Source organism: Virgibacillus sp. LDC-1 (genome assembly GCF_030137545.1).
Lineage (GTDB): Bacteria > Bacillota > Bacilli > Bacillales > Amphibacillaceae > LDC-1.
The window spans coordinates 49,614-63,376 of record NZ_JARUVL010000004.1; the positions used below are offsets into that span (position 1 = coordinate 49,614).

Annotated in this window: 14 protein-coding genes; all 14 read left to right on the forward strand. The window is 36.7% G+C overall.

The genetic code is table 11. The features are described 5' to 3' along the window. Window positions 1-47: 47 nt before the first annotated feature. Window positions 48-2,126, forward strand: coding sequence for a type I DNA topoisomerase (gene topA, locus QBK89_RS05055; protein WP_284139939.1), 2,079 nt, complete (start codon window positions 48-50; stop codon window positions 2,124-2,126). Window positions 2,127-2,557: 431 nt separating this feature from the next. Beyond that, complete coding sequence (gene xerC, locus QBK89_RS05060) at window positions 2,558-3,463, forward strand: tyrosine recombinase XerC (RefSeq protein WP_284139940.1); 906 nt, start codon at window positions 2,558-2,560, stop codon at window positions 3,461-3,463. 26 nt (window positions 3,464-3,489) lie between these two features. Beyond that, window positions 3,490-4,035, forward strand: a complete 546-nt coding sequence (gene hslV / locus QBK89_RS05065; protein ID WP_284139941.1) for an ATP-dependent protease subunit HslV — start codon at window positions 3,490-3,492, stop codon at window positions 4,033-4,035. Between the two features lie 21 nt (window positions 4,036-4,056). Beyond that, window positions 4,057-5,451: an ATP-dependent protease ATPase subunit HslU gene (gene hslU, locus QBK89_RS05070; RefSeq protein WP_284139942.1), complete on the forward strand. Its 1,395-nt coding sequence runs from the start codon at window positions 4,057-4,059 to the stop codon at window positions 5,449-5,451. A 29-nt stretch (window positions 5,452-5,480) separates the two neighbouring features. Beyond that, complete coding sequence (gene codY / locus QBK89_RS05075) at window positions 5,481-6,260, forward strand: GTP-sensing pleiotropic transcriptional regulator CodY (protein ID WP_284139943.1); 780 nt, start codon at window positions 5,481-5,483, stop codon at window positions 6,258-6,260. Window positions 6,261-6,821: 561 nt separating this feature from the next. Continuing rightward, window positions 6,822-7,217, forward strand: coding sequence for a flagellar basal body rod protein FlgB (gene flgB, locus QBK89_RS05080; protein WP_284139944.1), 396 nt, complete (start codon window positions 6,822-6,824; stop codon window positions 7,215-7,217). 2 nt (window positions 7,218-7,219) lie between these two features. Further along, the gene (flgC, locus tag QBK89_RS05085; RefSeq protein ID WP_284139945.1) at window positions 7,220-7,669 is read left to right on the forward strand and encodes a flagellar basal body rod protein FlgC; all 450 of its coding nucleotides are present in this window, start codon (window positions 7,220-7,222) and stop codon (window positions 7,667-7,669) included. A 14-nt stretch (window positions 7,670-7,683) separates the two neighbouring features. Further along, window positions 7,684-7,983, forward strand: a complete 300-nt coding sequence (gene fliE / locus QBK89_RS05090; RefSeq protein WP_284139946.1) for a flagellar hook-basal body complex protein FliE — start codon at window positions 7,684-7,686, stop codon at window positions 7,981-7,983. Between the two features lie 49 nt (window positions 7,984-8,032). Further along, a complete protein-coding gene (gene fliF, locus QBK89_RS05095) occupies window positions 8,033-9,625 on the forward strand; it encodes a flagellar basal-body MS-ring/collar protein FliF (RefSeq protein ID WP_284139947.1) in 1,593 nt (530 codons plus the stop codon). A 14-nt stretch (window positions 9,626-9,639) separates the two neighbouring features. After that, window positions 9,640-10,653 (forward strand): flagellar motor switch protein FliG, encoded by a 1,014-nt coding sequence (gene fliG / locus QBK89_RS05100; RefSeq protein ID WP_284139948.1) that lies wholly within the window; start codon window positions 9,640-9,642, stop codon window positions 10,651-10,653. Then, window positions 10,646-11,389, forward strand: a complete 744-nt coding sequence (gene fliH, locus QBK89_RS05105) for a flagellar assembly protein FliH (RefSeq protein ID WP_284139949.1) — start codon at window positions 10,646-10,648, stop codon at window positions 11,387-11,389. The genes fliG and fliH overlap by 8 nt, the downstream gene beginning before the upstream one ends. After that, on the forward strand, window positions 11,389-12,708 hold the full coding sequence (fliI, locus tag QBK89_RS05110) for a flagellar protein export ATPase FliI (RefSeq protein ID WP_284139950.1): 1,320 nt from the start codon (window positions 11,389-11,391) through the stop codon (window positions 12,706-12,708). Before fliH ends, fliI begins: the two co-directional genes overlap by 1 nt. Then, window positions 12,709-13,155, forward strand: coding sequence for a flagellar export protein FliJ (gene fliJ, locus QBK89_RS05115; RefSeq protein ID WP_284139951.1), 447 nt, complete (start codon window positions 12,709-12,711; stop codon window positions 13,153-13,155). Between the two features lie 5 nt (window positions 13,156-13,160). Further along, window positions 13,161-13,745 carry a MotE family protein gene (locus tag QBK89_RS05120; RefSeq protein WP_284139952.1) on the forward strand — a complete coding sequence of 195 codons (585 nt, stop codon included), beginning with the start codon at window positions 13,161-13,163 and terminating at the stop codon, window positions 13,743-13,745. Window positions 13,746-13,763: the final 18 nt, after the last annotated feature.

Below are 13,763 nucleotides of genomic sequence, written 5' to 3' on the forward strand. Positions count from 1 at the left end.
AAACTTAAGATAATTTATTTTGCACCTCATTTTAGGAGGAAAGAAATATGGCAGACTATCTTGTAATCGTAGAATCGCCTGCCAAGGCTAAAACGATTGAACGATATTTAGGAAAAAAGTATAAAGTAAAAGCATCGATGGGGCATGTTCGAGATCTTCCCAAAAGTCAGATGGGTGTAGATACAGAAGATGATTTTAAACCGAAATATATTACCATTCGAGGCAAAGGTGATATATTAAAGGACTTGAAAACATCAGCAAAAAAAGTTAAGAAAATTTATTTAGCAGCTGACCCCGATCGTGAGGGAGAAGCCATTGCATGGCATTTAGCTCATGCACTTAACATTGATGAAGATTCGAAATGTCGCGTTGTATTTAATGAAATTACAAAGGATGCAATAAAGGAATCATTTAAAAATCCAAGGTCGATTAATCATAATCTAGTTGATGCCCAGCAAGCAAGAAGAATATTGGATCGTTTAGTCGGCTATAATATTAGCCCATTATTATGGAAAAAAGTAAAAAAAGGATTGAGTGCTGGACGTGTTCAATCTGTAGCCCTCAAAATGATCATTGATAGAGAACAGGAAATTAAAGATTTTAAACCAGAAGAATATTGGACTATCGAAGCAGCTTTTCAGAAAGAAAAAGAGTTGTTTGAAGGATCTTTCTATGGAGTAGATGGGAAAAAAAGAGAATTAAAATCGGAAGTAGATGTAAAAGAAATTCAAAAGCTACTATCCGGAAAAGAGTTTGCTGTTGATAAAGTAAACAAACGTGAAAGAAGACGTAATCCAGCAAAGCCATTTACAACTTCTTCCTTACAGCAAGAAGCAGCTCGTAAATTAAATTTCCGAGCGAAGAAAACGATGATGATTGCCCAACAGTTGTATGAAGGAATTGACCTAGGAAAAAAAGCAGGTGGAATCACCGGGTTAATTACGTATATGCGTACTGATTCAACGCGTATCTCGCAAACTGCAAAACAAGAAGCGACAATTTATATTGAAGACAAATTTGGGAAAGAGTTTCTTGGAAAGCAAGCGAATGATAAGCAAAAAGAAGGAGCACAAGATGCTCACGAAGCCATTCGTCCAACTTCAGTTAATCGTGATCCAAGCTCATTAAAGGATATTTTATCTCGTGATCAATTGCGTCTTTACAAGCTTATTTGGGAACGGTTTTTAGCGAGTCAAATGGCTGCAGCTGTGCTCGATACAATGACAGTCCACTTGTTAAATAATAATGTTGAGTTTCGGGCAACCGGCTCTACTATAAAGTTTAAAGGCTTTATGAAGGTATACGTAGAAGGAAATGATGATAATAAAAAGGATGAGAACAAGCTTCTTCCAGACCTATCTGAAGGTATGATTGTACAAGCGAACTCCATTGATCCGAATCAGCATTTTACGCAACCACCACCACGCTATACAGAAGCTCGACTTGTAAAGACGATGGAGGAAAAAGGGATTGGGAGACCATCTACGTACGCCCCAACTTTGGACACCATTCAAAGAAGAGGCTATGTAAGTATTGACAATAAACGTTTTGTTCCTACTGAACTTGGTATTATCGTTATTGATTTACTAAAAGAATTTTTCCCAGAAATTATCGATGTTGATTTTACTGTGAAAATGGAAAGTGAATTAGATTCAATTGAAGATGGTAATATCCAATGGGTTCAAATCATCGATGATTTTTATGGTGATTTTAATAAGCGACTTGTAGTTGCAGAAAATGAAATGGATAAAATTGAGATCAAAGATGAGCCTGCTGGCGAGGATTGTGAGAAGTGCGGACATGAGATGGTATTTAAAATGGGCCGCTATGGGAAGTTTATGGCATGTTCCAATTTTCCAGAGTGTCGGAATACAAAACCGATATTGAAAGAAATAGGCGTACCATGTCCAAAATGTAAAAAAGGAAACATTGTCGAAAGGAAATCAAAGAAACGTCGTGTGTTTTACGGTTGTGATCAATTTCCTGAATGTGATTTCGTTTCTTGGGATAAGCCAGTTGCTAGACCTTGTCCTAAATGTGAATCCTTGCTTGTAGAAAAGCGAAATAAAAAAACAACCCAAATTCAATGTACGAAATGTGATTATAAAGAAAAGCTACAAAGCTAGATGACAAGTCGTTTGATCTATAGTCAAACGACTTTTTCGTTTGTCTTTGATTCGGTTTTGGTATGTAGTAATTAACGCTAATGATCTTATGAAACAAAAAAATTCAATGTATTATGATTAATGTTGTGATAAAACGGTTATGATGATAGTATCGTTCCCATTTTCTATGAAACGTAAATTAGTTGACTATTTAATTAAAAAGGGATATAATTCCCTATTGGTAAGTGTTTTTACTTGACACACACTGTATGATAATAAGTTTAGTAGTGAGCTTAACTTCTAAGAAAATCCTACTAAAATTCATTAAATCTTGTTTCCATTTTCAAAAAATAGTAATCGATTCTGAATCTTGTTACAATTTTGTTAAATTTATTGCTTTCTCAAATTCAGTATGATATGATTTAGTCGCTGTTCAATGGGGTGAAGACGTAATGAAGCATGAGATAGCGTGCAAGCAATTTATGGAGTATTTGCAAATTGAAAAAAACGCTTCTCCATATACTGTAAAATATTATCAGAATGATCTGGAAACATTTTTTTTGTTTATGGAGCAGGAAGGGTTAACAGAACTAGCTGAGATTGATTATCGAGTTGTGCGTTTATTCTTAACTACGTTGTATAGCCGAAAGCTGAGCAGAAGATCAGTGTCTAGAAACATCTCTAGTTTGAGAAGTTTTTATCGATTCCTAGAACGAGAGAATATCGTTACTGGCAATCCATTTGTTCAAGTATCATTACCAAAGGCAGGAAAATCAATACCAGGCTTCTTATATACAGAAGAACTTGAAAAATTGTTTGAAGTAAGTGATTTATCGAGTTCATTAGGACAACGAAATCAAGCAATATTAGAAGTTCTATATGCTACAGGTATGCGAGTTAGTGAGTGTCAAAACTTAAAACTCGTCGATATTGATTTTGCTATTGGAACAATGTTTGTAAAAGGAAAAGGAAATAAAGAACGATATATTCCTTTTGGAAGGTTTGCTGAAGCCGCTTTGGAAACTTACATACAGGACGGTAGAAAACAATTAATAGAGAAGTCTGGGAATACTACTGATGCTGTATTTTTAAATGCTCGAGGTAATCCATTAACTGTTCGTGGGATTCGCTTAATTCTTAATAAGCTAGTAGAGCAAGCGTCTCTTACTATACATGTGCACCCACATAAATTAAGACATACATTTGCAACACATATGTTAAATGAAGGTGCTGATTTACGAACCGTCCAAGAATTACTTGGGCATGAAAATCTATCCTCTACGCAAATATATACACATGTTACGAAAGATCGTTTGCGAACAGTTTATATGAACAGTCATCCTAGAGCACATCATTGAAATATGCCAGTGAAGAGGTGAGTTTATTGGCGAATGAAATGCATGCTACGACAATTTTTTCAATCATGCATAACGGACAATGCGCTATGTGTGGCGATGGTCAAGTAACTTTAGGGAACTCTGTCGTAATGAAGCATAAAGCAAAAAAGGTACGCAAGCTATACAATGGGCAGGTTTTAGCTGGATTTGCTGGTTCTGTTGCGGATGCTTTCACGCTTTTTGAAAAGTTTGAAGGTAAGCTTGAGGCGTATAATGGTAATTTAGCTAGGGCAGCTGTTGAATTAGCAAAAGAGTGGCGAAGTGACAAAGTACTTCGCAAGTTAGAAGCTATGTTGATTGTCATGAATAAGCAGCATATGTTTTTAGTTTCCGGCACTGGAGAAGTCATTGAACCAGATGATGGTATCCTCGCAATTGGTTCAGGAGGGAATTATGCTCTAAGTGCTGGAAGAGCAATGGCTAAGTATGCAGACCAAATGACAGCGAAAGACATTGCGGAAGCAGCTTTAACAATTGCTGGTGAAATTTGTGTGTTTACTAATGATCAGCTTACTCTAGAAGTTTTAGAGTAATAAGGAGGCCATTACAAAGGAATGGGTGTAGATTTAACTCCAAAGCAAATTGTGGGTCAGTTGGATAAATATATTATTGGTCAACAGCAAGCTAAAAAATCGGTAGCTGTTGCACTTAGAAATCGCTATCGACGTATGAAGCTTGAAGAAAAAATTAAAGACGAAATAGTACCAAAAAACATTTTGATGATCGGTCCAACTGGGGTTGGGAAAACCGAAATCGCTAGAAGGCTTGCTAAACTTGTTGGCGCACCATTTATTAAAGTAGAAGCTACGAAGTTTACTGAAGTTGGTTACGTTGGGCGCGATGTAGAATCGATGGTTCGCGATTTGGTAGAAATGTCTGTACGCATGGTTCGTGAAGAAAAGATGAATTCAGTAATGGAAAAAGCAAAACAAGAGGCGGAAAAAATTCTTGTGACCTTGCTTGTGCCGCAGACCAAAAAGCAAACAAGTGTTAAAAATCCATTTGAATTACTCTTTTCGGGTCAGCAAAGTGATGACGACCAAGAAAAGGATCAGGAACAGGACCATGAAATCAGAACAAAACGCCAGCGAGTACAACATCAATTAGCATTAGGCGAATTAGAAGACAACATCGTTACTGTAAATATTGAAGAATTACAACCATCTTTTTTTGATATGCTTCAAGGCTCTGGCATGGAGCATATGGGTATGAATATGCAAGATGCGTTAGGACAATTCATGCCAAAAAAGAAAAAGACTCGGAAGCTTCCAGTATCAGAGGCAAGAAAAGTGCTAACTCAACAAGAAGCTCAAAAGCTGATTGACATGGAGGAAGTAGCGCAGGAAGCAATTGTTCGTGCCGAGCAATCTGGGATCATATTTATCGATGAAATCGATAAAGTTGCTGGTAAACAGGAGCATTCTCCAAATGTTTCTCGTGAAGGTGTCCAGCGAGACATCTTACCAATTGTAGAAGGATCTACAATTGTGACAAAGCATGGTCCTGTTAAAACCGATCACATGTTATTTATTGCTGCAGGGGCATTCCATATGGCGAAACCTTCGGATTTAATTCCAGAGCTTCAAGGGAGATTTCCTATTCGAGTAGAGTTAGAAAAACTTTCAACTGAGGATTTTAAGCGCATTTTAAAGGAACCGTCCAATGCCTTGTTAAAGCAATATACCGCACTGTTAAAAACAGAAGGTATTAACGTTGTGTTTACGAATGAGGCGATAGACAGACTAGCGGAAATTGCCTTTCAAGTAAATCAAGACACAGATAATATTGGAGCAAGAAGACTTCATACGATCTTGGAAAAGCTTTTAGAAGATCTATCATTTGAAGCTCCCGACATATTAATGGAAACCATTGAAATTACACCAGCATATGTCGATAATAAATTGAGCACCATCGTAAAAAACAAGGATTTAAGCCAATTTATCCTATAATTTAAAGAATTGAATGGAGGAAGATTATAATGGATCTATTAACACGTGCTAGAAAAATTAACGCAATGCTACAGAAGGCAACAGGAAAGTCAGTAAACTTTAATGATATGGCTGCTTCCTTAAGAGATGTAATTAAAGGAAACATCTTTATTGTAAGTAGACGTGGGAAGCTTTTAGGATATGCAATTAACCAAGAGATTGAAAATGAAAGAATGAAGGGAATGTTAGAAGATAGACAATTTCCTGAAACGTATACAGAAGGATTGTTTAATATTCGCGAAACAACTGCTAATCTTGATGTGAATAGTGAATATACCGTATTCCCTGTTGAAAATCGCGATTTGTTTAAAAACGGTCTAACTACGATTGTTCCAATTATTGGTGGCGGAGAGCGCTTAGGTACATTAATTCTTGGTCGTTTAACTGAAAGCTTTAACGATGATGATTTACTCCTTGCTGAATACGGTTCTACAGTAGTAGGTATGGAAATTCTACACGAAAAAACAGAAGAAATTGAGATGGAAGCACGAAGCAAAGCTGTGGTTCAAATGGCAATCAGTTCCCTATCCTATAGTGAATTAGAAGCGATTGATCATATTTTTGAAGAATTAAATGGTAAAGAAGGGCTTTTAGTTGCAAGTAAAATTGCAGACCGAGTAGGAATAACACGTTCTGTTATTGTAAATGCGCTTCGTAAACTCGAAAGTGCTGGAGTTATTGAGTCACGCTCTTTAGGTATGAAGGGTACGTATATTAAGGTATTAAATGATAAATTCTTGGTAGAGCTTGAAAAGCTTCGTTCAAGATAATAAAAGAATAAAATAGGCATAAAATAGGCTGTTCATCATGAACAGCCTATTTTTATTTCATCGAGCACCAAATGATAAGACGTAGCTCCTTTTTAAAACATCGATTTGTGCAAAGGTGTTTTCCATCCTCGTTTAATAATAACTTTTCCTTATACTGATTCTCTCTTTAACAAAAAATCCAATGAAAACTAGTTCTTATGTTTCAGAAAACTTGTCGAAAACTAGCTAAATCACACGATTGTCAGGCATAAAGAACTACTATCTATTATTTGGTAGGAATTTTTATTCAAAAAAGATAATTTAACGCTCATAAATATCTCTGCGAGTTTTTATTTTTGAGGGGTAGAGGAAAGAAATAATAGTAAAATAGTAATAAAGTAATGGTATTTTATTACTATTTTAATTTCCCAACATAATAATTGTCGAATTTTGGTAGACTTTATGTTTAATATAATCTACAATGTTCGTATAGTCACAAAGAATTGTGTCGGTCTTACATAAGTTTTTTGTACCAAAATTACCATTTTACATGTATGAAATACAAAAAATAGGAGGTAAGTCATGGATCTTTTTGGAGGAACTATCCAAACTTTGGAGAAATCCTTAGATTTTGCAAGTATTAAAAATCAAACGATCTCTACCAATATCTCAAATAACGACACCCCTGGATACAAAGCGAAGGATGTTGTCTTTAAAGATGTGTTAAATAATGCACTTCAAGATTCCCTTGCCGCAAAACGAACACATAAAAAGCATATTGCTTTTAATGAAGACATACATAAACCTTACCAAATGATTAGAAAAACCAATACCATGTATAACCATAATGGCAATAACGTGGATGTTGATAAAGAAATGGCTGAATTAGCTAAAAACCAAATTTATTATAATAGTCTTGTTGATAGAATTAATGGAAAGTTCCGAAGTCTTGAGTCGGTATTAAAAGGAGGTAGGTAAAGATGACGATTTTTCATTCGTTTAATGCTAGTTCAAGTGCACTCACTGCTCAGCGGCTACGCATGGATGTAATTTCAGCAAACATAGCAAACGCACAAACAACTCGCGCAACTGTAAATGAGAACGGAGAATATGAGCCATATCGTCGGAAAATGGTAACTGTTGCACCACGTGAAGGAAGCTTTCAATCATTTTTGCATAAGGCTGCAAATGCAGAGAAAACCGATGGTGTAAAAGTAACCGGAATCGTAGCGGATGACGAACCGTTTAAATTGGTTTATAACCCAGCTCATCCTGACGCAGATGATGCAGGCTACGTTCAATTACCCAATGTTGATCCATTAAAAGAAATGGTTGATTTAATGAGTGCAACAAGATCTTACGAAGCGAATATTACTGCTTTAAATGCGAGTAAAAGCATGCTAATGAAAGCACTAGAAATCGGTAAATAGATGGGAGGATTTATATGTTGCAATCAATACAAGGGATTCAAAACTCGGGAATTATAGAAGGAAATAAACAAGTTACAAGTCCTGGAAAGGCGCAAGCAGAATTCGGTAACACGTTAAAGAAGGCAATCGAAAAGGTAAATGAAGCACAAACATTATCGGATAAAAAGACGGAATTACTCGCGGCTGGTAAAATTGATGATTTACACGATGTCATGATCACAGCCCAAAAAGCAAGTATTACATTAGAAACTGCTGTGCAAATTCAGCGTAAAGCAATTGATGCTTACAATGAAGTAATGCGAATGCAAGTGTAAGTATGAACGATCTATTTATTCATGTTTGTGAACTTTGGCGGGGGATTATATGAAGGAAAAAATGATGAAATTTAATCAGCAGGCAAAGCTTTTTTGGACAAACCGTTCAAAAACTCAAAAAGGAATTATTTTTGGTTCTATTGGAATAGTGATTGCATTATTGGTAGTTATTTCATTACTTTCTACTAGCTCGAAGTATGTTCCTTTATATAATAATTTGTCTCTTAAGGAAGTAGGACAAATTAAAGCGGAATTAGATACGAGAGGAATTCCCTATGAGTTGGAACAGGGTGGAACCATTATCACTGTGCCAAAGGAGCAAGCAGATACATTACTTGTAGAACTTGCAGGCCAAGGGATTCCGAATAGTGGGAATATCGATTACTCTTTTTTTAGTGAAAATGTTTCATGGGGCATAACAGATAATGAGTTTAATATTATGAAGCTCGATGCAATGCAAACCGAGCTGCAAAATTTGATAAAAGGAATTGAAGGCATCGAAAATGCAAAAGTAATGATTAACATGCCTAAGGAACCTGTGTTTGTGAGTGAGGCAACACTGCCTGCGAGCGCTTCAATTGTTTTAACAGTGCAGCCAGGCTATCAGTTTCAAGGGAATCAAATTAATTCGTTATATCATTTAGTGTCAAAAGCAGTGCCCAATCTACCACCTGAGAACATCGCAATAATGAACCAGTACTTTGAATATTACGATCAAAGTAATGCAGATGGTAATGTTGCACAAGATAACTATACATATCAACAAACAGTAAAAAAAGATTTTGAACGAGATATCCAACGTCGTGTACAGCAAATGCTTGGTACAATGGTTGGTTTAGATAATGTCATCGTCTCTGTAACATCTGACATTGATTTTACGAAGGAAAACAGGGTTGAGGAAATTGTCGACCCAGTAGATAAAGAAAATATGGAAGGTCTACCTGTAAGTGTAGAAAAAATACATGAAACATACTCAGGAAATCCACCTGTAGGAGGAACAACTGGAACAGGGGAAGGCGATATTCCGAATTATGAAGCGACAGAATCCAATAGTGATGGGGAATATGAACTAGTAAAAGAAACAATTAATAATGAATTTAACCGTATTCGGAAGGAAATCGTCGAAAGTCCTTATAAGGTTCGAGACTTAGGGATTCAAGTAGCGGTGAACAATGTGAAAACGAAAGACGGAAATAACATTCAATATTTATCTCAACAAGAACAGGGCGTTGTACAGGAAGGGATTGCTTCCATCCTTAATTCGATTATAAGTACGTCAGTCGATAAAGAGTATGGCGAAGTAATACCAGATGATAAAACCTCTATCGTTTTTCAAGAATTTAGTACGAATGCAAATGTTTCTGGTGGAAGTAAAGGTATTTCAACGTGGATGTACATTGCTGGTGTAGCACTTTTATTGATAATCGCTATTTTAATATTCCTTTTAATACGGAATAGAAGGAAGAATGAAGCGGCATTAATGGAAGAGTCAACTAATTTAGAACAGCAAATGGAAATTCCGGACATTCAAGAAAATCCAGATTCTGAATTAGTCGTTCGCAAAAAACAGCTCGAAAAAATGGCGCAAGACAAGCCAGAAGACTTTGCGAAATTACTCCGTAGCTGGATTGGGGAAGAGTAGGAGGTTTATCGGACATGGCAAGACAAAAAGAAGGACTGACAGGAAAACAAAAAGCGGCGATACTATTAATCTCTCTTGGTCCGGACGTATCTGCTCAAGTATATAAGCATTTATCAGAAGAGGAGATTGAAAAGCTCAGCTTAGAGATTTCCTCAGTAAAAAAAGTAGATAATTCAATGAAGGAACAAGTACTAGAACAATTTCATCAAATAGCATTAGCGCAGGACTATATCTCGCAAGGTGGAATTGGTTATGCGAAAACAGTGCTTGAAAAAGCGTTTGGTTCGCAGGAAGCATCTAGTATTATTAACCGACTAACGTCTTCCTTGCAAGTAAGACCTTTTGATTTTGCAAGGAAAGCAGATCCACAGCAAATTCTAAATTTTATACAAAATGAGCATCCGCAAATTATTGCACTCGTCCTTTCCTATTTAGATCCGGAACAAGCAGGGCAAATATTGTCTGCGTTGTCACAAGAGGTACAGGCGGATATTGCGAAACGAATTGCGACAATGGATTCCACCTCTCCTGAAATAATTGGACAGGTCGAGCAAATACTCGAAAGAAACATTTCTTCATCTTTTACAGAGGATTATACGCAAACAGGTGGTATCCAAGCTGTTGTTGAAGTGTTGAATGGAGTAGATCGTAGTACTGAGCGTACGATACTTGATGCTTTAGAGATTCAAGACCCAGATCTAGCAGATGAAATTAAGAAACGCATGTTTGTCTTTGAAGATATTGTTGTATTGGATAATCGCGCAATTCAACGTGTTATCCGTGAAGTTGAAAATGAAGATTTACGATTGGCATTAAAAGTCGCTAGTGAAGAAGTTAAAGAAATCGTATTTAAAAACATGTCACAACGAATGTCAGAAACCTTTAAAGAAGAGATGGAATATATGGGGCCTGTCAGGTTGCGTGACGTAGAAGAAGCGCAAACAAGAATTGTTGCTGTTATTAGAAGACTAGAAGAAGTTGGAGAAATCGTGATAGCTCGAGGCGGAGGAGACGATATCATTGTCTAATCTACATGGCGAAAGAGTAATAAAGATTAAATCAATTCAAGTTGAATCACCACCTCAAGTCTCGACAACAAATGATAGCTTATTAATAGAGAAGAAGCATCTCCTTGCTTCGATCAAAGACTCAGAAGAGAAGTTGCAGAGCATCCAGAAAGAACAAGAAAGACTACTTCAAGAAACAACTTCTAGGATTAATGAAGCAAAAGAAAACTGGAAGAACGAGCGTAATGAATTAATGGAGGCAGCAAAGGAAGAAGGTTATCAAGCTGGTTTTGAGCTTGGGAAACAAGAAAGCCTCACACAGTATCAACAGTTAATTGAGCAGGCGAACACTATTACAGATGCTGCCCGAAAGGATTATCATGCCGCTGTTGAACGAAGTGATCAAACGATATTGGATTTAGCGATTTATATTTCAGAGAGAATATTGAATCAAGAAATTAAAGCGGAACCTTCCGCATATATCGGTTTGTTACAAGATGCAATAAAAGAAATAAAGGATAAGTCGATCATTTCAATCTATGTTCCACCAAATTCCTATGAATTTGTATTACAACAAAAAAGTGAGCTTTCTCGCATCGTAGAAGATGATACCAAGCTTTCTATTTATGCAAATGATGAGCTTCCAGAGGATGGGTGCATTATTGAACATCCATTTGGGCAGATCGATGCAAGTATTGACACGCAATTAAGCCAAATTAGACAGGCACTTAGTGAAATAATGGCGGGGAATGAATAATGAATAGTTCTCTTATAAAGCAAGCAATTGACCAAGTTGATACTTATAAGCATTATGGAAAGGTTTTACAAGTAGTTGGTTTAATGATCGAATCGTTAGGACCGGCAGCTAATATTGGTGAAGTATGCTACATTCATCCGGCAAACAAAAATAAATCCCCCGTTTTATCGGAAGTTGTTGGTTTTAATCATGAACGCATCATTCTTATGCCATATGCAGAGGTAACGGAGATTGGACCAGGCTGTCTAGTAGAATCAACAGGAAAACCATTAAGTATTAAAGTAGGAAGAGGTTTATTGGGAAAGGTAGTAGATTCTTTAGGTGTCCCTTTAGATCAATCATTGCTTCCAAAAGGATTATCAAATTACTTAACAGAGCAGACTCCACCAAATCCAATGACCCGTCCTCCAATAAATGCACCGATCCAAGTTGGAGTGAAGGCAATAGACTCACTTCTCACAGTTGGAACGGGACAGCGTATTGGTATTTTTGCAGGAAGTGGTGTTGGAAAAAGTACACTTCTAGGAATGATTGCTCGTAACAGTAGTGCAGATATTAATGTAATTGCATTAATCGGTGAACGTGGGAGAGAAGTTAGAGAATTCATTGATAACGATTTAGGGGAAGAAGGATTAAAAAAATCCATTGTTGTTGTTGCCACCTCTGACCAACCTGCTTTAATGCGGATAAAAGGAGCTTATACAGCGACAGCAATTAGTGAATATTTTCGAGACCTAGGTTATCAAGTGAATCTAATGATGGATTCTGTCACACGTGTAGCGATGGCGCAAAGAGAAATTGGTCTCGCAACAGGTGAACCACCAACAACTAAGGGATACACTCCATCTGTATTCGCGACATTACCTAAATTGTTAGAACGAACAGGCACAAATGAAAATGGCACCATTACAGCATTTTATACCGTTCTAGTTGATGGTGATGATATGAATGAGCCGATTGCCGATACGGTACGAGGGATATTAGATGGTCATTTCGTTATGGATAGGAAGCTTGCTGAAAAAGGGCAGTACCCAGCGATAAATGTCTTGAAATCAATTAGTCGTGTAATGAATCAGATTACGAGCAAAACGCATTTAGAGGTAGCCCAAAAGTTGCGATCGTTAATGGCAACATATGAAGAAAATAGTGAGCTCATTCAAATTGGCGCATATAAAAGAGGAACAAATGCTGAAATTGATCAAGCAATTTCATTTCATCCAAAGATACAGCGGTTTTTGCAACAAGGGGTCTATGAATCTGTCACATTGGATGAATCAATTACTCAAATGTCGGAGCTATTGAATGGAGGAAATGCATAAATGGTTCAAACGATGGCACTTTCCAAGGTTCTCAATTTGCGCGAACAAGAAAAAAAAGATGCACAAATTGCTTACCGTGAGTCGATGGAAATTTTTGAAGAAGTGGCAACAAAGCTTTATACGATATTAAGAAAAAAAGAGGATGCTGAAAAATCTTACGACGCGTTTTTAGCAGATTCGATTTCATTAGAAAAAATACGCGAGCAAATGGCCTATATTGAAAGTTTAAATCGCCAAATAGTAGATTTACAAGCAACGGTTCAAAAAGCGCGGGAATCAATGGAATCGAAACAGTTAAAGCTTACGGATGCGCATGTTGAAGTGAAAAAATTCGAAAGCGTAATTGAACATCGTAGACAAGCAGCGGAAGAGTTAGCTCAAAAAGTGGAAAATGAATCCATGGATGCAATATCAATCCAACAGCATATTAGCTATAAAAATAGGTGAGACATATGGTCAAGCAAAAAAAAGAAAATAAAAACAAGATGAATCCGATTCTTTGGTTTATTTTTGCCATTGTGATACCAGTGGTTATCGCATTAATTTTAGCGGCTGTTATTTTTAGCATTGCCGGCGTAAATGTGGTGGACTGGGCAAAAAACACGGGCAATAAAATTCCAGTTCTTTCATCTGTCATTACAACAGATGAAGAAAAAGTAAAGCAAGATAAAGAGCAAGAAACGAAGCGTGTAATAGAAGGAAAAGATGCACAAATTGAGGATTTAAATGAGGAAGTTGCAAGCCTTGAAGGTACGATCGAGCAGTTGAAACAGGAAATTGCTAAATTAGAAAAGAAAAATGCTAATGCATCCAAAGATGAAGCCGGTTCCGAGCAAAACAACATAAAAGCAATTGCTCGTTCATTTCAAGATATGGATGACGTGAAAGCTGCAAATATTGTTACAAAGATGGAAAAGGAAACTGCAATTATCCTAATGAATGAACTTTCAAATGAAGTTCGCGGTAAAATTTTAGGAGCAATGGATCCAGAAATAGCTGCAGATTTAACACAACGCTTAATGAATAGTAATGAATAATAAATTTTCAATTTTTAA